This window comes from Streptomyces sp. NPDC001796 (genome assembly GCF_042892355.1).
GTDB lineage: Bacteria > Actinomycetota > Actinomycetes > Streptomycetales > Streptomycetaceae > Streptomyces.
On the sequence record NZ_JBIAUC010000008.1, the window covers coordinates 1 to 21,502 of the forward strand.

General features: G+C 70.5%; 24 protein-coding genes. 8 read left to right on the forward strand and 16 right to left on the reverse strand.

Annotation, left to right across the window (positions count from 1 at the left end):
- The first annotated feature begins 171 nt into the window (after positions 1-171).
- Positions 172-441 carry a hypothetical protein gene (locus tag ACFYZE_RS18020; protein WP_388994427.1) on the forward strand — a complete coding sequence of 90 codons (270 nt, stop codon included), beginning with the start codon at positions 172-174 and terminating at the stop codon, positions 439-441.
- Entirely contained in the window at positions 438-980 is a 543-nt protein-coding gene (locus ACFYZE_RS18025) for a hypothetical protein (RefSeq protein ID WP_388994430.1), read from the forward strand. Before ACFYZE_RS18020 ends, ACFYZE_RS18025 begins: the two co-directional genes overlap by 4 nt.
- Positions 981-1,001: 21 nt before the next feature.
- Here ACFYZE_RS18025 and ACFYZE_RS18030 read toward each other — a convergent pair whose 3' ends face one another.
- The 4 genes from ACFYZE_RS18030 to ACFYZE_RS18045 all read right to left on the reverse strand — a co-directional run bounded on the left by ACFYZE_RS18030 (position 1,002) and on the right by ACFYZE_RS18045 (position 6,726).
- The gene (locus ACFYZE_RS18030; protein ID WP_388994433.1) at positions 1,002-1,670 is read right to left on the reverse strand and encodes a CAP domain-containing protein; all 669 of its coding nucleotides are present in this window, start codon (positions 1,668-1,670) and stop codon (positions 1,002-1,004) included.
- 531 nt (positions 1,671-2,201) lie between these two features.
- Positions 2,202-3,398, reverse strand: coding sequence for a cytochrome P450 (locus ACFYZE_RS18035; RefSeq protein ID WP_388994436.1), 1,197 nt, complete (start codon positions 3,396-3,398; stop codon positions 2,202-2,204).
- Between the two features lie 319 nt (positions 3,399-3,717).
- The gene (locus ACFYZE_RS18040; protein ID WP_388994438.1) at positions 3,718-6,009 is read right to left on the reverse strand and encodes an FUSC family protein; all 2,292 of its coding nucleotides are present in this window, start codon (positions 6,007-6,009) and stop codon (positions 3,718-3,720) included.
- A 222-nt stretch (positions 6,010-6,231) separates the two neighbouring features.
- Entirely contained in the window at positions 6,232-6,726 is a 495-nt protein-coding gene (locus ACFYZE_RS18045; RefSeq protein WP_388994441.1) for a PaaI family thioesterase, read from the reverse strand.
- A gap of 91 nt (positions 6,727-6,817) precedes the next feature.
- Here ACFYZE_RS18045 and ACFYZE_RS18050 point away from each other — a divergent pair, with 91 nt between their 5' ends.
- On the forward strand, positions 6,818-7,285 hold the full coding sequence (locus tag ACFYZE_RS18050) for a winged helix-turn-helix transcriptional regulator (RefSeq protein ID WP_388994445.1): 468 nt from the start codon (positions 6,818-6,820) through the stop codon (positions 7,283-7,285).
- Between the two features lie 239 nt (positions 7,286-7,524).
- Here the strand turns inward: ACFYZE_RS18050 and ACFYZE_RS18055 are convergent, their stop codons facing one another.
- The 6 genes from ACFYZE_RS18055 to rpmG form a co-directional block, all read right to left on the reverse strand.
- Positions 7,525-7,947: an Hsp20/alpha crystallin family protein gene (locus tag ACFYZE_RS18055; RefSeq protein ID WP_388994448.1), complete on the reverse strand. Its 423-nt coding sequence runs from the start codon at positions 7,945-7,947 to the stop codon at positions 7,525-7,527.
- 126 nt (positions 7,948-8,073) lie between these two features.
- Positions 8,074-8,556 carry a flavin reductase family protein gene (locus ACFYZE_RS18060; RefSeq protein ID WP_388994451.1) on the reverse strand — a complete coding sequence of 161 codons (483 nt, stop codon included), beginning with the start codon at positions 8,554-8,556 and terminating at the stop codon, positions 8,074-8,076.
- Positions 8,557-8,751: 195 nt separating this feature from the next.
- Entirely contained in the window at positions 8,752-9,120 is a 369-nt protein-coding gene (locus ACFYZE_RS18065; RefSeq protein WP_388994454.1) for a hypothetical protein, read from the reverse strand.
- A 514-nt stretch (positions 9,121-9,634) separates the two neighbouring features.
- Positions 9,635-9,757, reverse strand: coding sequence for a type B 50S ribosomal protein L36 (gene ykgO / locus ACFYZE_RS18070; RefSeq protein ID WP_028801377.1), 123 nt, complete (start codon positions 9,755-9,757; stop codon positions 9,635-9,637).
- A gap of 56 nt (positions 9,758-9,813) precedes the next feature.
- Positions 9,814-10,074: a type B 50S ribosomal protein L31 gene (locus ACFYZE_RS18075; RefSeq protein WP_388994457.1), complete on the reverse strand. Its 261-nt coding sequence runs from the start codon at positions 10,072-10,074 to the stop codon at positions 9,814-9,816.
- Positions 10,075-10,122: 48 nt separating this feature from the next.
- Complete coding sequence (gene rpmG, locus ACFYZE_RS18080; RefSeq protein ID WP_388994459.1) at positions 10,123-10,287, reverse strand: 50S ribosomal protein L33; 165 nt, start codon at positions 10,285-10,287, stop codon at positions 10,123-10,125.
- 404 nt (positions 10,288-10,691) lie between these two features.
- Between rpmG and ACFYZE_RS18085 the strand changes: the two genes are divergently transcribed.
- On the forward strand, positions 10,692-11,564 hold the full coding sequence (locus ACFYZE_RS18085; protein ID WP_388994462.1) for a polysaccharide deacetylase family protein: 873 nt from the start codon (positions 10,692-10,694) through the stop codon (positions 11,562-11,564).
- 11 nt (positions 11,565-11,575) lie between these two features.
- Here ACFYZE_RS18085 and ACFYZE_RS18090 read toward each other — a convergent pair whose 3' ends face one another.
- Positions 11,576-12,421 (reverse strand): MBL fold metallo-hydrolase, encoded by an 846-nt coding sequence (locus ACFYZE_RS18090; RefSeq protein WP_388994465.1) that lies wholly within the window; start codon positions 12,419-12,421, stop codon positions 11,576-11,578.
- 349 nt (positions 12,422-12,770) lie between these two features.
- Positions 12,771-13,250, reverse strand: coding sequence for an ATP-binding protein (locus tag ACFYZE_RS18095; protein ID WP_388994468.1), 480 nt, complete (start codon positions 13,248-13,250; stop codon positions 12,771-12,773).
- A 170-nt stretch (positions 13,251-13,420) separates the two neighbouring features.
- Between ACFYZE_RS18095 and ACFYZE_RS18100 the strand changes: the two genes are divergently transcribed.
- The 3 genes from ACFYZE_RS18100 to ACFYZE_RS18110 all read left to right on the forward strand — a co-directional run bounded on the left by ACFYZE_RS18100 (position 13,421) and on the right by ACFYZE_RS18110 (position 15,869).
- On the forward strand, positions 13,421-13,783 hold the full coding sequence (locus tag ACFYZE_RS18100) for an STAS domain-containing protein (RefSeq protein ID WP_388994471.1): 363 nt from the start codon (positions 13,421-13,423) through the stop codon (positions 13,781-13,783).
- 238 nt (positions 13,784-14,021) lie between these two features.
- On the forward strand, positions 14,022-14,711 hold the full coding sequence (locus ACFYZE_RS18105) for a GAF and ANTAR domain-containing protein (RefSeq protein WP_388995276.1): 690 nt from the start codon (positions 14,022-14,024) through the stop codon (positions 14,709-14,711).
- Positions 14,712-14,885: 174 nt separating this feature from the next.
- Entirely contained in the window at positions 14,886-15,869 is a 984-nt protein-coding gene (locus ACFYZE_RS18110) for a trypsin-like serine peptidase (RefSeq protein ID WP_388994474.1), read from the forward strand.
- 247 nt (positions 15,870-16,116) lie between these two features.
- On the opposite strand, the gene ACFYZE_RS18115 is transcribed toward ACFYZE_RS18110, so the two are convergent.
- From ACFYZE_RS18115 to ACFYZE_RS18125, 3 genes are all read right to left on the reverse strand, one after another.
- A complete protein-coding gene (locus tag ACFYZE_RS18115) occupies positions 16,117-16,998 on the reverse strand; it encodes an LLM class F420-dependent oxidoreductase (RefSeq protein ID WP_388994477.1) in 882 nt (293 codons plus the stop codon).
- A 197-nt stretch (positions 16,999-17,195) separates the two neighbouring features.
- Positions 17,196-18,464, reverse strand: a complete 1,269-nt coding sequence (locus tag ACFYZE_RS18120) for an MFS transporter (RefSeq protein ID WP_388994480.1) — start codon at positions 18,462-18,464, stop codon at positions 17,196-17,198.
- A 231-nt stretch (positions 18,465-18,695) separates the two neighbouring features.
- Positions 18,696-19,403: an SDR family NAD(P)-dependent oxidoreductase gene (locus tag ACFYZE_RS18125; protein ID WP_388994483.1), complete on the reverse strand. Its 708-nt coding sequence runs from the start codon at positions 19,401-19,403 to the stop codon at positions 18,696-18,698.
- A 102-nt stretch (positions 19,404-19,505) separates the two neighbouring features.
- On the opposite strand from ACFYZE_RS18125, the gene ACFYZE_RS18130 reads away from it, so the two are divergent.
- Positions 19,506-20,345, forward strand: a complete 840-nt coding sequence (locus ACFYZE_RS18130) for a helix-turn-helix transcriptional regulator (protein ID WP_388994486.1) — start codon at positions 19,506-19,508, stop codon at positions 20,343-20,345.
- Between the two features lie 149 nt (positions 20,346-20,494).
- Here the strand turns inward: ACFYZE_RS18130 and ACFYZE_RS18135 are convergent, their stop codons facing one another.
- Entirely contained in the window at positions 20,495-21,346 is an 852-nt protein-coding gene (locus tag ACFYZE_RS18135; protein ID WP_388994489.1) for an NmrA/HSCARG family protein, read from the reverse strand.
- Positions 21,347-21,502: the final 156 nt, after the last annotated feature.

Consider the following 21,502-nt stretch of genomic DNA (forward strand, 5'->3'; position numbering starts at 1 on the left):
CGGGCCGACGGGCCATTTTCGGGCGACTTCGCGCACGGCTCGAAGGTGTCCGGATGTCACTCAGAGTGCCACGTCACAGAACCTGAGCCAGAACCGGTTGTCCCTTTCATCTCTCGGTTCTCCGGAGGCTGACATGGACCAAGACCGAACGGGTCAGGAGAGGTGGCCGCGATGAGCCACAGCACATCGCCCGTCTTTCACGGCCGGCCCGACCGTCCTGTGGCAGCCACCGCACCGCGTCAGTCCTGGCGGCGGGCCGCGCTCATCCTTCTCGCGATGGGTCTGGACGCCGCTGCCGCGGTGATGCTGGTGAGTCAGCACCTTCCACAGGCTGTGATCGGCGTGCTGCTGGCCGGTCTGGGCTGGCTCACCACGCGGCGCGTCGCGGCCTGGTATCCCGCGCCTTCGCCCGTCGTCGCCGAGGAAGCCGCCCGCCGATGAGCCCGACGACACAGGACCCGGCGCAGACCGACCCCTGCGAGGACGTCTCGAGACCGGTGCGCCCGGCCCTAGCGGGCCGGGACGGCCGGGATGCCCTCCTCGAGCGGCGCCGACGGCACACGCTCGAGTTGCTCGCGGTGTCGGCGCTGGGACTGATTCCCTGGACGGTGATACTGGGAGTGACCCTGCCGTCCGACTACCGTGTCCACGCGTGGCGCACGACCTGGGTCGGCTTCGACATACTGCTCCTGACGGCACTCGGGGCGACAGCGGTCCTGGGAATGCGCCGCCACCGGGCCGTGGTGCTGCCCGCCCTGGCGACCGCCGTCCTCCTGGTGTGCGACGCATGGTTCGATGTCTCGCTCGCCCTGGGCACGTCCGCGGTATGGCTGTCCGCCGGGCTCGCCCTCTTCGTCGAACTCCCGATGGCCGCCTTCCTCTTCCACCGCGTACGACTGCTGCTGCGGTCGCAGTGGACGCCGCAGCCACCGGCGATCACCGCCCCGGACACAGTGGAGACAGACCGCCGAGTCAGGTGAGCCGCCGGCGAGGCTGCGTGGTCAGCGGGCGGTGCCGAAGTCCTGCGTCCAGTAGGAGCCGGGCTGGGCGAGGCCTACGCCGATCTCCTTGAATCCGCAGTCGAGGATGTTCCGCTTGTGTCCGGGGCTGGCCATCCAGGCCGCCATGACACTCTCGGGGGTGCTGTAACCGTAGGCGATGTTCTCGCCGTACGAGCTCCAGGAGTATCCGGCGCTGGTGATCCGGTCACCCGGGGACGAGCCGTCGGAGCCGGTGTGGGACATGTTCTTGTGGGCGGCCATGTCGGCACTGTGTGCCTGAGCGGCCTTCGTCAGCTTCGAGTTGACGGTCAGCGGTGCACAACCCGCCTTTGCGCGCTCACTGTTGACGAGCGCGACGACGCGTGCCGTGGCAGAGGCGGGCGCGCTGGACGCCGGGGCGGTCGAAGCCGTGGGCGGGGCGGTGGGGGTGGTGGTCGCCGAAGGGCTCGCCTTGGGCTGGGGCGCCGGACTTCCGGTCGCCTTCGCCCAGTGCCATTTCGCGGCATTGCCGGAGCTGTTGCGCCAGTGATGGTGCGAACGGTGCCTGTCCGGCCGTCCGTTGTACGAGTCGGTGCAGGCCATGGCGACGGACGGGACGCCCACCGCGGCGACGGCGACGGCGGCTATGACTGCCTTTCGGTGGTGCAATGTCCTGCGGTGCTTGCTCACGCGACCGTCCTCACTTGGTATTGGCATCGCTTCTCGCAGCACCCCGGCATTTGCTGCGCATGACAATTCCACGTGCGGAGACCACGCGGTGTGCGCTGTGCAACGCCAACCCCGGCCACCTGCACGGGATCCAGCGCGGAAGATGCCGGGAAGCCCTGCGGCCCGGTCATTCTCGGAAGGCGGAGCAACAAGGGCAATGAGCGCCCAGTACTAGGCTTTCTCGTAGGAAAACGCGACTCTTGCCAGGCATCGGGGGGCACGCTAAATCCCGCTCAGCGCATTCCCGGGTTCTCCGTGACGCCGCCAAAGGAGCGGGAAATGAAGGAAAAAGCCGCGGCGGATGAATGATCGATAAACCGGCACAGCCTCGGTGAGGAATGTCCGCTTGGCGGCACCTGAACACCAAATGAGAAGGAGGCGGGGAGCTACTAGGCATCGCCGTACGACAGAGGTCGACCATGACAAGAGTCACACCGACGGCTTCAGGGCGACCGGAATCCCCGCCTCGTCCTCCGCCCGTTGACCGGTGGGCTACGGGGTGAACCGGACGGGAAGGCTCCGCGGACCGCGGATCATCATTCCCGGGCGCCAGGTGATCGCCGCCGGGTGGACGTCCAGGGCCAGGTCGGCGCAGCGTTCCAGCAGCGTCCTGATGGCGATGCGTGCCTCCAGGCGGGCCAGCGGCGCCCCCAGGCAGTAGTGGATGCCATGGCCGAACGCCACATGGCCGCGGGCGTCACGGGAGATGTCGAAGCTGTCGGGTGAGGGGAAGCGCGCGGGGTCACGGTCGGCGTCGGCCAGGGCGACGAGGACGAGTTCGCCGCCTCCGGGGATGACGGTGTCGCCGATCGCCACCGGCTCGGTGGTGAAGCGGTACGTGGGGCTCTCCACCGGGCCGTCGTAGCGCAACATCTCCTCGACCGCGGTGTCGATGAGGGAGAGGTCGGCGCGCAGGGCCGCCAGCTGCTCGGGATGCGTGAGGAGGGCGAGGACGCCGTTGGAGATCAGGTTCACGGTCGTCTCATGGCCTGCGACGAGCAGGAGCCAGGCCATGCCGAGAAGCTCCTCGGGGGACAGCCTGTCGCCGTCCTCGTCCGAGCCGTGGATCAGCGCGCTCATGAGGTCGTCGCCGGGCCGGTGCCGCTTGCCGTCCACCAACTCGGCCAGGTAGCGCGCCATCGAGGTCGCCGCAGCTGTTCGCTCTTCGGGGTCGATGGCGCCGAGCGCGTCGTTCGACCACCTCCTGAAGGAGTCGCGGTCCAGGTCCGGAACGCCGAGGAGTTCGCAGATCACGGAGATGGGCAGCGGGAAGGACAGTGCCTCGACGAGGTCGGCGCGTCCGTCGGTGGCGGCGACCATCCGGTCCAGGAGCACGTCCGTGGTCTTCTGGATGCGCGGCGCGAGTTCCTCCACCCGGCGCGCGGTGAACTGCCGGGCGACCAGTTTGCGCAGCCGGGTGTGGTCCGGCGGATCGGCCCTGAGCATGTGGGGCCCGGACGAGACGGCCCCCAGCGGCAGAGAGGGGGACGCTTTGCTCCAGTCCTTGGAGAGCCGGGAGTCCGCCAGCGCGGCGCGTCCGGCCTCGTATCCGACGACGAGCCAGGCCTCCGCGCCCCCTTCCGGCATCCGGATGCGGTGCACCGGGCCCTGGGCCCGTAAGCGGGCGTAGACGGAGTAGGGGTCGCGGGTGAAGGACTCGCCGAGCGCGGCGAGGTCAATGATGCTCATCGAGGTACCACCTCACTGGCAGGGACGGATGTCCGGCCGGGCAACGCCACGGGAAGGCACCCGGGGGCGACGTGCCGGTTGGCAAGCCACCGGCGTCCGCCGACGCGCGGAACGGCGAGTGCGAGGAGTGGCCGACGGGACGCCAGGACCCGGACCCCGGTCCGCGCCGGGCATCGCCTCATCGTGCTTCCGGTCATCGTCCGCTCCCCCTCGGATCAACCCCCGACCGCCCGCCGACTGTAACCGGTACGGCCGACGGACGGACCCGCTTTCGGCGAAGGCCACAGGGCGCAATCGCCCCGGAACGGCTCGTCCACGGTCAGGACGCGCTGCCCGGCCGCGCCGCTTCCGCCAGGCTCGGCTGCAGGCGGCGCGCGGCGTCGAGATGGTCGGCGGTCCAGATGATCCGGACGGCCGTGTCCGTGGCCCGCCCGTGCTCGTCGCTGAGGTCGCGGCGCAGGGAATCCACCAACTGAGCTTCGGCCGTCGGGTTGCGCGGCAGCGGATCGCGGACGGAGCCGTCCCGCCCCAGACCGGCGGCCAGGTCCCGGTACCAGCCGGAGACCCGTCCGGCGGCGCTCAGGAGAACGAGGCGGGCCTGCGCCCGATCGGCTTCGCCGTGCGGTTGCGCGGCGCGCTGCCAGAGCCCCAGAACGGCGTCCGCCGCAAGGCGCAGTCCGACGATGCCGGTGACCAGGGTGGTCATGTCCGCGAGCGGCATCGGCTTCTGCCCGCGTTCGGCGAGGTAGGTGCGGAAGGCGTCGTCGAGCCGTCGCGCCGCGGCGGCGGCCTCACGAGCCTCCTGCAACGCGAGCCCCGCCGATGGGGCACCGCCGCCGCAGCGGCCGACGGCGTACTCCACGGCGCCCGCCAGATAACGGGCGCTGTCCGTGTACGCCTCGGCCAGGGCCCGCTCCACGGCCGCGGCGGCGCCGCGTGGCCAGAAGAACAGGCCGACAAGCACGCTCACGGCACAGCCGATCGCGATGTCCTCGATCCGCAGCAGCACGATGTGCCAGTCGGGGTTCTGGCCGATGTTGAACAGGATGGCGAGGGTGATGGTGAAGGACGCCTGACCGGCGGCGAACGAGATGACCGCAGGGGTGATGCCGGCCAGGAGGACGGCGAGGGGAAGCAAGAACCACAGGACCGTGCCGTGGTGTCCGATGAGCTGGAGCAGTCCGGCCCCGACGATCGACCCCGCGATCGTGCCGCCGACGGCGCGGAGGGCGTTCTGACCGGTGTTGAGGGCGTTGGAACGCAGTACCGACAGGGTGCCCAGCAGCACCCAGAAGGAGTGCTGGGCATTGATCAGGTCCGCCAGGGCGACCGCGATGCCCAGGCCGACCGCGCCCCGCAGGCTGTTGTGCAACCAGACGGACTGCGGCTGAAGGTGCGCGGCGGCCCGCTCGCGCGCCGCGGCAAGCGGTCTGGCCACGGCGCCGGGCTCGCGGCCGAGCAGACGCTCGGGCCAGCTGCGCCGCTCGGCGGCCGAGGCCAGGTCGACGTTGCCGGCGATCTGGAGCGTCGCGAAGCCGAGCTCCTGCGCGCGGAAGGACAGGTCCAGAGCGCCGATGACAGGGTGCACCTGTGCGGGTGTACCGGCTCCCGAGTGTTGGACGGGCAGTCGTGATGTGGCGTTGCGCTCCATCCGGGCCATGGCCGCTCGCAGGTCGCCGACCGCGGCGCGCAGCCCGCCCGGAGCGTTGCGCGGGGCGTCGAGCAGGTCGGCCGCTTCGTCCAGCACCGCGGCGGCGGCACGACGTACGGCATGGGCGTCGGCGTCGCAGGCCGGGCGGTCGTCGAGCGGGGGTGCGCTGTCGGCCAGGATGCTGCTGAGCCAGGTCAGTTCGTCGACCAGGCGAACGACGGCCCGGGAGCCGGCGGACAGGCCCGTGGGCCGGTAGGGGGTGGCGTCGAAGACACCGCGCAGGTCGGCCGCCGCGGTCGCGGCCTCGTCGGCGATCGCCCGGCACTTCGTGCCGCTGGGCGTGCCGGGGCCGCCGGCCAGCAGAGAGGCGTCGGTGCGCAGTTGCGCCGCCGCCGCACGGCACACGCGGGCCGCCGGCGCGCTGAGCGGGTCAGTGGTGGAGCGGGGCCACAGAAGACAGATCGCGATCATGGCGGCGGCCGCTGCCAGACCCACTCCGGCGAACCTGGCGGGCAGCTGCGGCAGCGGCACCGGGGAGGTCACCGGGAGGACGAAGGCCAGCAACAGGGCGGTCGACGTGCCGGCGAGAACGGAACTGACCACTCCGGCGAACAGGACCAGGAAACCGATCACCACCATCGCGGTCACCGCGAGCCAGATCCGGTGCGCCACAAGCGTGCCCAGGCAGACGAGTACCGCCCAGGCCACCGCAAGACCCAGATGCGCCCGTAGTCGCTGCACCATCGGGCCGGTGTAATCCACCAGCAGCAGCATCGAGAACGAGCCGAAGGCGGCGAAGGCAGCCATCGTCGGCGACCCGATCACCTGGCTGCACAGAGCGAACAGTGCGGGCATGACGATCGCGGTGCGCCCGGCGCGGCGGGTCGCGGCCAGGTCGGGATCGCGGGCGCGCAGCCACGCTGCGGCCGGAGGGAACCGGCTTCGGCCAGGTGTACGCACGTGCCCACGCACCTCCCCTCGACGGGGTGTCCGTCCGCCTCAAGGGTGACGGGTCCGCCCGGGCAAAGGCCATACGAACGCGGCCCCTGTGCGTGATCGGCGCGGATGGGGCATCCGCGCCGATCAGGGGCCGCAATCGAAACGGAGCGCCCGGGGAGCGTCCGGGCGCTCCCGGCACCGCGCTCCCCGGGCGCTTGCCGACCGCCCATCTTGTTCCGAGCTCTAACTCCTGGTGACGGGAAAGAGCATGCAGCTGCTGGTGGCGTGGGCGAGCAGGCGGTCCTCGGAGTCGAGCAGCTCCGCCTGGGCGAGGGCGGTACGGCGGCCGTGGTTGAGGACGGAACCGATGGCGCGGACCTTGCCGGTGTCGACGGTGATCGGGCGCAGGAATTTCAGAGTCAGGTCGAGTGAGGTGTATCCCATACCTGCCGGGAGGACGGACTGCACGGCACAACCGGCGGCCGAGTCGAGCAGGGTGGCGTAGACGCCGCCGTGGACGCTGCCGATGGGGTTGTAGTGCTCCTCCCCCGGTTCCAGGGCGAAGACGGCACGGCCGAACTCGACCTCCTCCAGGGTGAAGCCGAGGGTCGCGGCGATGGGCGCGGCAGGCAGACGCCCGCTGAGCACGCTGCGGAGGAAGTCGAGCCCGCTCTCCTGCCCGACCGCGGCCGCGGAGACGCCGGGGTCCTCCCACTCGAACGTGCGTGACCTCGTCATGGGCGCTTCCTTCCCCGTGCCGGCTTCTGATGGGGAAGCTAGCCAGCGCCACCCCTGGCTGTCAATGTCGAAGCCAGCCTACGATGGCCGTATGACCTGGCTGGAGACCAGCACCGAGAACTGCACGGTGCAGCGCACCCTGGACCTGATCGGCGAGAAGTGGTCGCTGCTGGTGTTGCGCGACGCGATGAACGGCGTGCACCGCTTCGACGACTTCCGCCGCCATGTGGGGCTGTCGGACGCGGTGCTGTCGGACCGGTTGCGCAAACTCGTCGCGGCCGGGGTCCTGGACACCGTCCCGTACCGCGAACCGGGCCAGCGCACCCGCCATGAATACCGGCTCACACGTAAGGGCTGGGATCTGTGGCCCGTGATGATCGCACTCAAGCAGTGGGGCGACCGCTACACCGCGGACCCGGAGGGACCGCCCCTGGAGGTCCACCACCGGGACTGCGGCGAACCCCTGCAAGCCGTCGTCGTCTGCACGGGCGATCATGGGCCCCTCAGCCCGGGACAGGCTTGCACACGGCGCGGCGCCTCGGCGCGCGCACTGACCTGACCGGTCCCGGGTCGCAGTGACCTTCAGCCGGCAAACGTGGCCCGACGGACGGGACGTGCAAGCGCTCGGAGTCCTGGGCGAGTTCGACGACTGCCCGGACGCCGCGACCGGGGCGCTGAAGCCCTCACCGTGCCGGCCGCTTCAGCAGGTGCGGTGGGAGCGTGACCAGCATGACGGCAGGGCCCGGGCTCGCCGCCCGGGCCCTGCCGCTGTGACCGGCGAAGGGAGTTCGCCCCGGATCAGCTCCCCAGCCCCTTGCGTTCAGCGCCGCCGCTGACGGTGATCTTCCGGGGCTTCGCCTGGTCGGCGACCGGGATCCGCAGCTTCAGGACACCCGCCTCGTAGGAGGCGTCGATCCGCTCGGTGTCCAGGGTCTCACCGAGGAACAGCTGCCGGCTGAACGTCCCCGCAGGCCGCTCGGTGATCACCGTCTCACTGTCCTCGCCGTACGTCGGCTTCCGCTCGGCCTTCACGGTCAGGACGTTGCGTTCGACATCGAGGTCGATCGACTCCGGCGTCACGCCCGGCAGATCCAGTTCCACACAGAACGTGTCTCCCTCGCGCCAGGCGTCCATCGGCATACCGGCAGGGCGGGCGGCCGTGCCCAAGACCCGTTCGGCGAGCCGGTCAAACTCGCGGAAGGGATCCGTCCGCATCAGCATCTGCATCCCTCCTTCGTACATATCCTGCTTTTCCGCTTCTCCTTCTCCACTTCCGATATACCGCACCCACCGGGAAGTTGACACCTGTCGGCTCAATTTTTCCGCCGGGGGGAAGCGCCGGTCCGGTCAGTCCACCGGGTGACCGGGACTGATGTCGAGGGCGTCGCCGAGCCGCAGCAAGGGACCGTCGGTCCGCCGGCCGTACTGCACTGGTTCGAGGACGAAACCGACGTGATCGCCCCCGTCGACGCTTCGCTCGACGGTGCCGACGAACCAGGCCGCGGCATCCTCCAGGACGACCGCCCCGCCATGTCCACGCATCCAGCGCACCTGCGAGAACTTGTCGATCTCGTCTCCCGTCTCGCCGCCGAACAGAGCCGCCAGCTTGTGCTGGTCGCCGGTCAGCAGGTGGACGGCGAGGCATTCCGCGTCACGGGCCACCCCATACGTGTGGTTGACCTTGGAAAGCCACACCACGAACCGCACCGGCCGGATGGAGCACTGCGAGGAGAATCCGACCAGACACCCCGACCGCTCCTCGCCCGCCGCGGCCGTGACGACGCACATCTCGGGGTTCAGCCGGCTCATGAACGCATCGGCGTCCGCCATGTCCCATCACTCCCGTCACTGCACCAGGCCGACACCTGCCGCCCGCCGCGCCGCCGCCCGGCACCAGGTCACCGCACGGGTGCCCCTCTTCTCCCCCGACTCACAGGCTCGCGTCGGCCCCCCGCCTGGGCCCGCCTCACCGGCTGTCGATGAGCGAGTCGTCCTACACCCCACGGGCCCAGGCGGCGTCACGTCCTAGCGGCGGTGGGCGTGGTGGCCGTGATACCGCTGCTCTCCGTACCAGCCGTGGTGCCGGCCCCGGTCGCGAAGCCAGTCACCCAGACGACGGTCGTGGTGACGGTCGCCGTACCAGCCGTGGTGATGGCCCCGGTCCCAGCCGTGGAAGTGATCACGGTCGTGGCCGTGGCGGTGCCCGTAGCCGCGGTCGTGGTCGCGGCCGTGGTCGCCGACAGCGTCGGGGCGGTCGCTCTGCGCGTAGCTCCTCCCCTGCTCACGGATACGGCTGCCTCCGTCGGCGAGGGCGGGCAGGGCCGCGGCCCCCACGAGAGCGCCTGATGCCACACACGCGGCGATCAGCCGAAGAACGGTACGAGAAACAGACATGGAGCTGTCCCTTCTGGCGTTCGTGCACGCCCACCCCGGTCGGGGCAGGTGTGCATCCGAGATCCCGGCTGATTGCCGAGGCCGCCCACTCTGGCGGCCTTCCTCGCCACTGGATCAAGCACACCGTTCGCGTTACAAAACACCGACATATCCGTAACACTCCCTTGTACGTGCCAATGACCCGCACGGGTACACGGGCCGCGGACCCGCCCCCGCTCGCACCGCGCTCTGGCCAGCGGAGAAGCAGTCGACCGTGCGAGACACTCCGGACCGGCTTGCCGCCGCCAATCCCCCAATCAGCGCATTCCGGTATGTAACGGACCGAGAGCCTGCGTTCAGGGGATCCGCGGCGCCCCTGGATCACCCGGGCACGTGGGCGGTGGTCGGGAATGCGCGCGGTGATCCCGGTCGACGCGAAGGTCAGCCAGTGGCCGGCCGGGCGACGCCCCGGAACGCGCAGCGGCCCGGCCCGCGTGGTGCGGGCCGGGCCGATCGAGTTCTCCGTGGCAGCCTGTCAGCCCTGGCGGGCCTTGAAGCGCGGGTCCTTCTTGTTGATGACGAAGGTCACGCCTCGCCGGCGGACCACCTGGGCGCCCGGCTTGGACTTCAGTGAGCGCAGGGACTTGCGCACCTTCATGACGGGTCTCTCCTTCTGCTCGGGACCGGGACCGGGACCGGGACCCGGGGCCGCGGTCAGCGGCGAGCCGCCGCCGCGCGGCCGTAGCGGCGCTCGAAACGCTCGACGCGGCCCGCGGTGTCCACGACCCTCGAGGTGCCGGTGTAGAACGGGTGACTGGCCGACGAGATCTCCACGTCGATCAGCGGGTAGATACGGCCGTCCTCCCATTCGGTCGTCCGGGCCGAGGGCGCGGTCGAGCGGATGAGGAACGAGGCGTTCGCGGCGCGGTCGCGGAAGACGACCGGGCGGGAGTCGGGGTGGATGTCGGGCCTCATGGGGTGTACCTCCTCGTGCGTCCACCGCCCAGGGGGCGGAGGCGTGGTTCAGCGTTCCTCGCGGAAGTCGACGTGCCGGCCGACCACCGGGTCGTACTTGCGCAGGACGAGCCGGTCGGGGTCGCTGAGACGGTTCTTGCGCGTCACGTAGGTGACACCGGTCCCGGCTGTCGACTTCAGCCTGACGACCGGGCGCGTGTTGCTGCGTGCCATGAGGTCCTCCTTTCGCTCACACCCCGGACGTTTGGCCCGAGCATGTCAGCTGACTCCTGCAACAAGCGGACCCGCTCGCGCATTCCCGCCGCCGCCCACAGCGCGCGCTGATGTCCACGCCGGAGCTGCCCACGAGGTCGCCATTCCCCTGACCTGGGCAAATGTCGATGAACGGGGCGGTCACGCGGGGTCGGCTGCCCCCTCGGCATCGCCGCGTGAGGTCTTCCGCGCTGCCCCCTGCTCAGCTGCCTCGCTGAGCGGGCTGAGCAGGCTGAGCGGCTGAGGCCGGCCGACAGCCCCCGACCTCCGGGCGAACCCCAGCTTTGAAGGAACCGCTCGTGCCGCCAGGTACTCATACACAGCGACAGGCAGTTACAGCACGGCAGTTCTGGGAGACGGGCGCGGTGAAGCGGCGCAGCGGGCGGGGCAGGTTCCACGGGACACTGGCGGGTGCGATCGTCGCGGCCCTGACCGTCGGCGGCTGCGGTACGGGCGATGCGAGGGGGCTCGGAGCGGCCCCCACTTCGTCGCAGCCGGCGCCCACCGGCGGCAGCGCAAGCAACGCGCCACGCGTCGCCGCCGACGCCTGGCACAAGTGGGGCCTGACACCGCTGCCCGCGACCCCCAGGCCTCCGGCCGACAAGCCCGTGAAACTCTCCGCCACCGGATCAGTCCCGGTCTTCACGCACATACCGACCTCGCAGAAGGTCGTCTTCATCACCGTCGACGACGGCCAGGAGAAGGACCCCAGGTTCATAGAGATGATGCGGGACCTGAAGGTGCCGATCACGATGTTCCTGACGGACGACGCCATAAAGTCGGACTACGCGTACTTCAAACCGTTGCAGGCGATGGGTGACCACATACAGAACCACACCCTGCACCACCCGGTGATGAGCACCCTCCCGCCGGCCCGGCAGAAGGAAGAGGTCTGCGGAAACCAGAAGGTCCTCACTCGGCAGTACGGCACCGCGCCCCTGCTGTTCCGCCCGCCCTACGGCGCGTACAACCTCAACACCCGGATCGCGGTGGGTGAGTGCGGGCCGCGGGCGATCGTCTGGTGGCGGGAGTCCATGCAGATCAAGAACATGCAGTACCAGGAGCCGGACAAGAGGCTGCGCCCCGGGGACATCATCCTCGCCCACTTCCGCGGTCCGAAGGAGCTCAAGGGCGTCGGCATGACGGAGATGTTCCGCAATCTCCTCAAGCGCATCCAGGAGCAGGGATTCGCCGTGGCACGCCTGGAGGACTACATCCAGCCACCGGCCGGACGCTGAGCGACACCGCGTCAGAAGACAGCAGGAGCCTCGTCCTTCGCGGCACTCACCCGCGCTCGCTGTCCATGACGGCAGCGGACGAGCCGATCGCCCAGCCCCGCCTGCGCGATCGCGGCGAGAAAGTCCGCGAGCGGCGAGCGCATCACCGTGTAGTCGCCGTAGTGGACGGGCAGGAGCAGGCGGGGCTGGAGACGCCGGGCCAGTTCGGCTCCCTGCGCGCCGTCCATGGTCACCAGGAAGCCACCCGGCAGGAGGGTGCCGCCGAGGTGCAGCACGGCGACATCGGCGGCCGGGAAGCGCTGGGCGATGGCGTCGAGCCCGTCGAACAGGAGCGTGTCCCCCGATACGTACAGCCGCAGCCGGACGGGGCCGCGCGGAGGACCGAACTCGAGCATGCTGCCCATCACCGGCGGAAGCAGTCGGCGCAGCACCGGGTGGCCTGCGTGCCGTCCGGGCAAGGCGGTGATGCGCACCTGGTCGTCACCGCGCCGGAGCGTACAGCTCTGCCAGGTCCGCAGTCCTCCTGCCCGGCGGAACCCGTGCACGGTCCTGAGGCGGCGCGCGGCGAGGGGGGTGGTGACGACGGGCAGGGAGCGGTCGAGGTGCCGTCGGGCCCTGCGATCCCAGTGGTCTCCGTGGAGGTGGGAGAGGACCACGGCGTCCAGGCGCGGCACTGCGGCGGCATCGAGGGCCGGTTCGGTGAGGCGGCGGCTCACCAGCCCGTACCCGAGGTAGGCGTACTCGCCGCGGTGCAGGAAATTGGGGTCCGTCAGGAGGGTCAGCTCTCCGTAGCGGAGGAGGACAGTTGCGTTGCCGATGAAGTGGAGCTCGACCGCGTCATCAGTGGCCTTCGTCATGACCGCCCCGTCCGACGGAATCGCGAAGCGGTTCCGTCTCCCGTATCGGTGCCTGTGGTCCTCCCCGCCTCCGTCGCCGGTCCGTGGCGAGTACCCCTCCCCGGCGTCCGACAACGTGCGGCGTGCCACCTGGCTTGCGGGAGAGACTGCCGCTTGCCGCCGGTCTGCGGGACGGCTGCCCCGCATGGTCGGCCCCGTGGTCGATGGAATCCCCGTGCCGACCACGGACTGTGTCCAGGCGTGGGCGGACGGACGCGGCCACTGGCAGCGGGGTGGCCGGGGCCGTGGCTCCGGCGGTGCCACCGGGTCGGCGAACGGACCTGGTAGGAGGCTTGGGCGGTGATCAGGCTTACCGGGCGCGACGTCTGATGACGTCGACGACCGGCTGGTCCGGCAGGGCGATCCTGGCGGTGATGCGCTTTCCGACCGGTTCCCGTCGTGCCTCGAACCCCTGCACGACGGCCATCACGATCTCCAAGCCGTGCTGGCCCACCCGGCCGGGGTCGGCCGCCCGGGCCAGCGGCAGTACCGGATCGCTGTCCCAGACCTCCACCTCCACGGCCCCGTCGGCGATGCGCACCTCCAGCAGCACGGGACCGGGCGCGTACTTGCGGGCATTGGTGACCAGCTCGCTGACCACCAGTTGCGTCAGGTCGACCGTGCGGTCCGACACGGGCACCCCGTGGACGGCCTCCGCACGGGTGAGGAAGTCAGCCGCCAGATGACGGGCCTCTGCGATGCAGGCGCCATCGCCCTCCAACGCCGCAGTGATGTGGACATACTCACGCTCTGGTGCTATCCGGTCCTCCCCGAGGACATCTGGTTCCATCCGAATCACCTTCGCTACCCCGTTCACACGGCCGCGTATACCCACTCCCGCGCGGTACAGACCTGCCGCACCCAAGTGGCGGCATCTCGAGAGCATCCCCCGTGGCATCTTGGGGCAGCATCTCCGGGGAAGCACTGGCTTGAAGATCACCGAGCGCTGTTGAGGGACGTGTGACAGACACCGACGAACTGGCAGAACCGAACCGCCTGTCGATCAGCACCGCCCTCGTCGGCGGAGTCACCGTGGTCACGGTGCAAGGCGAGATCGACCACAACACCGTCGGCTCTCTCCGCCAGGCCCTGACGCCTCCCTCCGGCACCGCCGCGCCGCGGACCGTCGCGGACTTCAGTGGCGTGACCTTCCTGGACTCCGGGGGGATCACCGTCCTCATCGCCGCCCAGCAGGCCCACGGCGATGGCGGCTGGCTGCGCCTGGCCGGCGTTCGGCAACCGGTCCTGCGCGTCCTGCAGCTGGTCGGTCTCGACTCGCTCATCGACTTCCACCCCACCCTCCGCGCCGCGTTGGACGCGTGACAAGCACCCACCCGTGCGGTGGGTGTCGCGCCGAAGCGCCCATCGCCTCGGACCGGCGAGCGACGCGGAGCGGGGACGCACCCGGGAGACGGCGATCTTCGAGGTCGACGCTCTAGGGTGGCGGGAGGACGGCGTGATGCGGGCACTGCCGGAACCGATGCTCGCCACTGCGGCGTCCGACCGGATCTGCGGCTCGGCCGACGCGCCCGCCGAAGTCATCGACAGCGTGGAGGGCGGTATGGACTGGCGTACGTTCGCGCAGCAGATGGCCTCCATGGCGCGCGACCTGCTCGCTCAGGACTCGGTCAATGCCACCTTGGAGCGGATCACCGCCTCGGCCATCGAACTGGTGTCGGGATGCGACGCGGCCGGCATCCTGCTCCTGCACGGTAAACGGGTGCAATCGCTGGCCCCCACCGACGACCTGGTCGTCCACAGCGACCAGCTTCAGGAACGCCTCCAGGAGGGCCCCTGCTTCGACGCCGTGCGCATCCGCGAACGGGAGAGGGTGTTCCGCATCGCCGACCTCACCCAGGAGCATGCCCGCTGGCCCGCCTACGCCCCGCAGGCGCGCGAGCTGGGGGTGGGCAGCATCATGGGCTTCCTGCTGTTCACCGAGGACGAGGACCTCGGCGCACTGGATTTCTACTCGCGTCGGCCGGGCGCGTTCACCGAGGCCAGCGAGACCGCCGGATGGCTGCTGGCCTCCCACGCCGCGGTCGCCTTCTCCAGCGCCCGCACCAACGCCCAGCTGGAGCAGGCAATCGCCACGCGCCACACGATCGGCGAAGCCATGGGCATCCTCATGGGCAGCCACCACCTCACCGAGGAGCAGGCGTTCGAGGTGCTTCGCCGCTACTCGCAGGAGAAGAACATCAAGGTGCGTGACGTCGCCCGGCAGATCTGCGAGAAGGGCGCTCTTGCCTGACCCGGCCGGCTCGGCTCCCCGGCGCGGCGAGGAGATCGCGCGGCCGCACGGCCGAGTTCATCCGATTCCCATCCGTCTCCCATCGGGGCATCACAGGGAGACCCGATTCTCGTGCACGTGTGGGGCAAGTGGGGGTACCAGGGGGCAGACGGCCAGGGAAGCGAGGACGAGCGCATGACGAGGCAGGGTGCGGCGAACGGCGGCAGGGAACGCACCGGACGCGCCCGGTATCGCAGACCGGCGCTGACACTGGGATGTGTCGTCGCATGCCTTGTTGCGTGCACCAGCGGCGCCGCAGCCGCCGGCAAGCTCTTCGGCCTGAAGGCCCCGAACGCCGCGAAGGCCGCGAACCCCAAGAAGACCGCGACCTCACCGCGGCGTTCCGGCGGCGGGGGGCACCAGCCGCCGTCCCCCGCCGTTCAAAAGGCGACCGCCTCGCCAGGCCCCTCCGCCGCCCCCGCTCGGTCCTCGTCACACGCCACCGCGCCCCCCTCTCACCAGGCGCCTCCCCTGGGCGTCTCACGGACAGTTCCCGATTCCCGACTGCCCGGCCAGGTGGGGGCGTTGTTCGACGGCAGCGGTTTGAGCGGGTCGCATCACTGCACGGCGAGCGTGGTGAACAGCCCCGGCGAGGACCTGATCGTGACCGCCGCGCACTGCCTCGGCTCCACGTCGGACGTCTTCGTCCCTGCGTACCACGACGGTGTCGCCCCCTACGGCGTGTGGCATCTGCAGCGCATCGTCGTCGGCGCCGGGTGGACCGACGACTCCAGCCCGGACGACGATGTGGCGTTCGCCGTGGTGGCACCACTCGACGGGCGCACCATCCAGTCGGTGGTCGGCGGCTACACCCTCGGCATCGACGAGGGTACGGGCGGTCGTGTCACCGTCACCGGCTACCCGGCGACGTCACAGGATCCGGTGACATGCACCAACCGCATCTCCTCGTTCAGCAGCACGCAGAACGAGATCTACTGCACCGGAATGACCGGCGGCACCAGCGGCAGCCCATGGGTCATCGGCGACAGCCCGGGCACGGTCATGGGAGTCATCGGCGGCTACGAGCAGGGCGGGGACACTTCCGACGTCTCCTACAGCGTCGCCTTCGGCCGGAGCGTCCAGAGCCTCTACGAGGAAGCGACGTCCAGCGGTGACTGAACTCCGGGGCGCAGCGTACGGGGTTCAGTTGATGTGCGGCGGGAGGAATGAACGAGGCCGGCGGGGGTAACCGACAGGCGCAGGAGGCGGGGCGGCGTGTTCCTGGGGAGGTCACACGCCGCTCCGCCCCTTCCGTCCGGGGTCCACCCGTGCTGCCCGTTGCCCGGTCCGGTCCCGACCGTCTCACGAGCGGAACGCGTGCGCTCAGGGCCCGGGGTTCTTATGGCTGCCGACGTTCGGCGACGCCTCAGTCCAGCTCGGCCAGCCGCCGCACGGCGGGAGCCACGAAGGTTTCCATCCACGGGGAGGTGGTGCCCGTGCGTGGCGCGAGGATCACCGTGTCGATGCCGAGCTTGGTGTAGCCGGAGATGTCGCTGGTGAAGCCGTCCACGTCGCCGGCGGTGGCCGGCTCTCCCGAGTACGTCACCGTCTTGCGGACGGCGTCGTAGTCGCGCCCGGCGTCGTCGCAGTGGCGGCGCAGCACGTCGAGCTTGTGCGCGACCTCCTCCGGGCTCGTGGCGAACAGGTTGCAGGCGTCCGCGTAGCGGGCGACGAGCCGCAGCGTCTTCTTCTCACCCCCGCCGCCGACCAGGATCTCCGGGCGCGGGGAACTCACCGGCGGCGGCACGCACAGCGTCTCGGCCAGCTGGTAGTGCCGGCCCTCGAACGGCCCGTTGTTCTCCGGATCCCACATCTGCAGGCAGATGCGCAAAGTTTCCTCGAGCCGCTCGAAGCGTTCCGCCAGCGGCGGGTACGGCACGCCCAGGCCGTGGTGCTCGCGGTCGTACCAGGCGGCCCCGATCCCCAGCGTGGCCCGGCCACCGGACAGCACGTCAAGGGTGGTGGTGATCTTGGCGAGGAGTCCCGGATGACGGTACGTCACTCCGGTGACCAGGGCGCCGAGCCGCAGCGTTGAGGTCCGGGCGGCCAGGTATCCGAGCGTGGTGTAGGCCTCCAGCATGGGTGCCTCGGCCCCGCCGTTGAACTCCATCTGGAAGTAGTGGTCCATGACCGACAGCCAGCTCACGCCGGCCGCCTCCGCCGCGGCGCCTGCGGCGGCGAGCTCGTCGCGCAGTGCGCCGCCGCCCTCGGGGTGGTCGAACCGGTTGATGTGCACGCCCACGTGCATGTCCGTCTCCGTTCACAGTCACCCGCAACGTCCTCGACCCTGGCGACACTAGATCTTCGAGTGTTCTCGAAGTCAAGGCCATGGGGTGTGTCGGAAGGCCGTGCGCGGGCGCCTTCGGTGACTCTGCGGCGCGACCAGCGGCGACGGCGGCGCGCGCCCGGCGGTGTGCGCCTGCGCCTGCCCGGAAGGGCTGGGTGTCAGGACTGTGCGGCGTCGGTCGCCGCGCCGGCCGGGGCCTGTGTGCCGGTGGTGCCGAACCGGATGCCCTTGGCTTCCTTGCCGACCGCGCTCAGCAGGATGACCACGGCCAGGGTCGGCAGGATGGTCCATGCCATCGCCGCCGGATAGCCGTGGCGCCCGGCGAGGGCCTCCTGGATCGGCAGGTTGAGGGCGGCGATCAGGTTGCCGAGTTGGTAGGTGACGCCCGGGTAGAAGCCCCGGATGGAGTCGGGGCTCATCTCGGTCAGGTGCGCCGGGATGACACCCCAGGCTCCCTGCACGCACACCTGCATCAGGAAGGAGGACAGCATCAGCCAGCCGACGCCGGTGGACAGCACGAAGAAGGGCACGACGAGCAGGCCGCCGGTCGCCGCGATCATGATCGTACGGCGGCGCCCCAGTCGCTCGGAGTAGGCGCCGAGCAGCACACCGCCGAGGATGGCGCCTATGTTGTAGACCACGGCGATGGCGATCGAGGTGTTCGCGGACAGCCCCAGACCCTTCTTGACGAAGGTCGGGTAGATGTCCTGGGTGCCGTGCGACATCCAGTTGAAGGCGGTCATCAGCGCCACCAGGTACAGGAACCGCCGCAACACCGCCGGGTTCTTGAACACCTGATACGCGGGGGTGCGGTTGAGCCGGACGCTCTTCTCCCACACCTCGCTCTCCTCGACCCTGGTACGCACCCACAGCGCGACGAGGGCCGGCAGCAGGCTGAAGGCGAACAGTCCCCGCCAGCCGAAGGCGGGCTCGATGACGAAGAACGCGACGGCGGCGAGCAGGTAGCCCAGGGAGTACCCGCTCTGCAGCAGTCCCGACCAGAAACCGCGCCGTGCCGCCGGGATCTTCTCCATGGCGAGCGCCGCTCCCAGGCCCCACTCGCCGCCCATTCCGATGCCGTACAGCAGGCGCAGCACCAGGAGCACGGTGTAGTTCGGCGCGAAGGCACAGGCGAAACCGACGACCGAGTAGAAGACGACATCGGTCATGAGCGGGATGCGGCGACCGCGACGGTCGGCCCACATACCGAACAGCGCGGCACCGACCGGACGCATCACCAGGGTGACGGTGGTCAGGAAGGCCATGTCGGTGAGGGAGACGTCGAAATCCTTGGCTATCTCGCTGTAGACGAGAACCACCAGGAAGTAGTCGAAGGCATCCATCGCCCAGCCGAGATAGGCGGCGACGAAGGCATGGCGCTGGTCCTTGGTGAGCCCTGCTGCCTGGTCTCTGACGGTCTTCAGCATGACGACCCTCCCGCAGTCCGCAGGTGAGGCTAGGCACGAGCAGCGGAGGAGGACAACGGTGAGGCAGCAAAACACCGGCCACGATTGCACAAAAGGTGGCACGGCCGCCGTCTGTCGCCGGGGCGGGCCCGGCCGCCTTCGCGTCTGCTGCCGGGCACCCGGCGCAATCTCCCGCGCGGCCGGTGCCCTGGAGACAGCCGGTCTCCAGGGCACCGGCAAGGTGACGCGCACTCACCAGGGAAGGGATCCCTCGACGTCGAAGTACCCTCCGGTGGGGCCGTCGGGCCGCACCTGTGCCATCCGCACGATGATCTCGGCGCCCTCCTCGACGGTCTGCGTGCCCGTGTTGCCGTTCAGATCCGTCGCGGTGTAGCCGGGCTCCACCGCGTTGATCCGCATGTGCGGGAAGGCCTTCGCGTACTGCACGGTGATCATGTTGACCGCGGCCTTCGACGCCGGATAGGCGACGCCGGGATAGGCGTACGCCGGCGTGCCCGGGGTGGCGACGCGGGTGAGCGAGCCGAGGCCGCTGCTGACGTTCACCACGACCGGCGCGGTGGACCGCTCCAGCAGTGGCAGGAACGCGTGGGTGACGCGCACGATGCCGAAGACGTTGGTCTCGAACACCGTCCGCACCAGGTCGGCGGTGGCTCCCGCGGCGTCGACGACCGTGTTGCCTTCGCCGCGCGCCTCGATGCCGGCGTTGTTGACCAGCACATCCAGCCCGCCGTCGGCCTCGATGGCCTTGGCGGCGGCCGCCACGGACGCGTCGTCGGTGACGTCGATGAGAACTGTCCGCGCGCCGAGCCGCTCGGCGGCGCGGCGTCCGCGTTCGGCGTCCCGGCTGCCGATGTAGACGGTGTGGCCCGCGGCGAGCAGCCGACGGGCGGTCTCGTATCCGAGGCCCTTGTTGGCCCCGGTGATCAGTGTTGTCGTCATGCCCCCAGGTTCCGGGCGGGCGGCGTGGTCAGCCAGGCGTCCCGTGTTCCTGGGACTACTGGTACCAGGCACGCCGGGCGGCGCGGGGGCACACTGGTCGGCATGGCGACGGCGGAATTCGGCAGGGCGGTGCGCCGCTGGCGGGACCGGGTCTCGCCCGAGGCGGCGGGTCTGCCCGCGGGCGGGCAGCGGCGCGCGGCGGGGCTGCGCCGTGAGGAGCTGGCCATGCTGGCCGGCATCTCCGTCGACTACGTCACGCGCCTCGAACAGGGTCGCGCCTCCAACCCGTCGACGCAGGTCGTCGACGCCCTCGCCCGGGCTCTGCGGCTGTCCGGCGACGAGCGAGCCCACCTCTTCCGTCTCGCCGGACTCGTTCCGCCCGGCCCCGACGCGGTCCCCACATACCTGACCCCGAGCGTCCAGCGGCTGGTGGACCGCTTCACCGGGACGCCCGTCGCCGTGCACGACGCGACCTGGACGCTGCTCATGGCCAATCCGCCGTACGCGGCCCTGATGGGCGACCCCTCCGGCTGGCGGGGCAACGAGCGCAACAGCGTGTGGCGGCACTTCGTCGGCCCGGGCACCCGTGCCCGGCACACCCCGGAGTCGCTGCGTGCCTTCGAGGCGGCCCTGGTGGCCGATCTGCGCGCGGCCGCCGCCCGCTATCCGGCCGACCAGCGGCTGCGACGGCTGATCGGGGATCTGCGGAGGAGCAGCGACCGGTTCGCCGAGCTGTGGGACTCCGGAGCCGTCGGCCGCCACGAGGCCGCGCGCAAGGTCATCGACCACCCGCAGGTCGGCGCCCTGACCCTGGACTGCGACGTGCTCACCGTGTCGGGCAGCGATCTGCGCATCATGGTCTACACGGCTGAGCCCGGTACCGAGGACGCCGAGCGCCTGGCGCTGCTCACCGTGCTCGGCACGCAGACACTCGCCGGATAGCGGTCCTGGTGGCCTCTCCCCGTGTGTCAGCCGTGCTGCGTGCAGAGGGCGGCGGCGCCTCCGGCGAGCCCCGCCTGCGCCTCGCGGCTGAGGTCGTCGAGGAAAGACATCACGGCACACTTCGTGATCTGCGCGCGTGAGCGGCGTCCTCAGCGGGCGCCCGCGAACGTGCTGCGCGCCCAGTCGGAGAAGCCGGTCCAGGAGATGCCGGGATGGGCGTCATGCAGTGCGGGGATGTCGACCTGATAGCCGGGCCCGTTCAGGAACGTCCACATCGCGTGCATGTCCGGATCGCGCACCTCCGTCAGCGGCACCCGCACATGGCTGACTTCTCGTCCCAGGGCCCTACCGAGCGCGGCCGCCATGCCGGAGGGCGTCGGGGCGTCACTGGCCAGCTCGATGCGGTGCTCTGCGTACCGGCCGGGGTTCAGCAGCACCGCGGCCGCGAAGGCACCGAGGTCGGAGCGGTCGAGCTGCTGCAACGGCCGGTCGGACGGCAGCGGCAGGTCGAGCGCCCCGCCGAGGATCCGCTCGGCTCCCCCCAGCGCGTTGTCGTAGAAGTACGTCGGCCCGAGGATCGTGTAGGGCACATCGCCCGAAACCAGCTCGGCCTCGATACGCGCCTTGCTGTCGAAGTGCGGCACCCCGCTCTCCTGGTCCGCCCCGGCCACCGAGCTGAACACGAGATGCGGCACGCGCTGCTCGTGCGCGGCGGCCAGGATCGCCCTTCCCTGGGCCACCTCGGCCTCCGGACCGGCCTCGAAGGGAGTGGTGAACGCGAACACCGCGGCCACCGAGCGCATGGCCGCGGCGAGTGACGCGCGGTCGCTCAAGGACCCAGCCACGACCTCGGCGCCCCGGTCGGCCAGTTCCCGTGCGGTGCTGCGCCCGGGATCCCGCACCAGTGCCCGGACCTGAGCCCCTCGGGCGAGCAGGGCCTCGGTCACCGCCCTGCCCTGGCCACCGGTCGCGGCAAGCACCAGGATCGGCCCGTCGGCCATCGGGAACTCCCTTCTCGGGGAAACGCTCGGCAGCCGGTCGCCGGCCAGGAACCACGTTATCCATCCACCCCGCACGACACGCTCAGCCCGCTCCGTGCCTCGACTCGGCGCCGCTCGACACGCTGAGCCCGTCGCCCTCGTACCGCTCCCCGGCCA

Coding starts and splice junctions, on each gene's coding strand:
- ACFYZE_RS18020 (WP_388994427.1), top strand. CDS start 172: ATGAGCCACAGCACATCGCCCGTCTTTCACGGCCGGCCCGACCGTCCT.
- ACFYZE_RS18025 (WP_388994430.1), top strand. CDS start 438: ATGAGCCCGACGACACAGGACCCGGCGCAGACCGACCCCTGCGAGGAC.
- ACFYZE_RS18035 (WP_388994436.1), bottom strand. CDS start 3,398: ATGAGCATCATTGACCTCGCCGCGCTCGGCGAGTCCTTCACCCGCGAC.
- ACFYZE_RS18045 (WP_388994441.1), bottom strand. CDS start 6,726: ATGACGAGGTCACGCACGTTCGAGTGGGAGGACCCCGGCGTCTCCGCG.
- ACFYZE_RS18050 (WP_388994445.1), top strand. CDS start 6,818: ATGACCTGGCTGGAGACCAGCACCGAGAACTGCACGGTGCAGCGCACC.
- ACFYZE_RS18055 (WP_388994448.1), bottom strand. CDS start 7,947: ATGCTGATGCGGACGGATCCCTTCCGCGAGTTTGACCGGCTCGCCGAA.
- ACFYZE_RS18060 (WP_388994451.1), bottom strand. CDS start 8,556: ATGGCGGACGCCGATGCGTTCATGAGCCGGCTGAACCCCGAGATGTGC.
- ACFYZE_RS18065 (WP_388994454.1), bottom strand. CDS start 9,120: ATGTCTGTTTCTCGTACCGTTCTTCGGCTGATCGCCGCGTGTGTGGCA.
- ykgO (WP_028801377.1), bottom strand. CDS start 9,757: ATGAAGGTGCGCAAGTCCCTGCGCTCACTGAAGTCCAAGCCGGGCGCC.
- ACFYZE_RS18075 (WP_388994457.1), bottom strand. CDS start 10,074: ATGAGGCCCGACATCCACCCCGACTCCCGCCCGGTCGTCTTCCGCGAC.
- rpmG (WP_388994459.1), bottom strand. CDS start 10,287: ATGGCACGCAGCAACACGCGCCCGGTCGTCAGGCTGAAGTCGACAGCC.
- ACFYZE_RS18090 (WP_388994465.1), bottom strand. CDS start 12,421: ATGACGAAGGCCACTGATGACGCGGTCGAGCTCCACTTCATCGGCAAC.
- ACFYZE_RS18095 (WP_388994468.1), bottom strand. CDS start 13,250: ATGGAACCAGATGTCCTCGGGGAGGACCGGATAGCACCAGAGCGTGAG.
- ACFYZE_RS18105 (WP_388995276.1), top strand. CDS start 14,022: ATGGACTGGCGTACGTTCGCGCAGCAGATGGCCTCCATGGCGCGCGAC.
- ACFYZE_RS18110 (WP_388994474.1), top strand. CDS start 14,886: ATGACGAGGCAGGGTGCGGCGAACGGCGGCAGGGAACGCACCGGACGC.
- ACFYZE_RS18115 (WP_388994477.1), bottom strand. CDS start 16,998: ATGCACGTGGGCGTGCACATCAACCGGTTCGACCACCCCGAGGGCGGC.
- ACFYZE_RS18120 (WP_388994480.1), bottom strand. CDS start 18,464: ATGCTGAAGACCGTCAGAGACCAGGCAGCAGGGCTCACCAAGGACCAG.
- ACFYZE_RS18125 (WP_388994483.1), bottom strand. CDS start 19,403: ATGACGACAACACTGATCACCGGGGCCAACAAGGGCCTCGGATACGAG.
- ACFYZE_RS18130 (WP_388994486.1), top strand. CDS start 19,506: ATGGCGACGGCGGAATTCGGCAGGGCGGTGCGCCGCTGGCGGGACCGG.
- ACFYZE_RS18135 (WP_388994489.1), bottom strand. CDS start 21,346: ATGGCCGACGGGCCGATCCTGGTGCTTGCCGCGACCGGTGGCCAGGGC.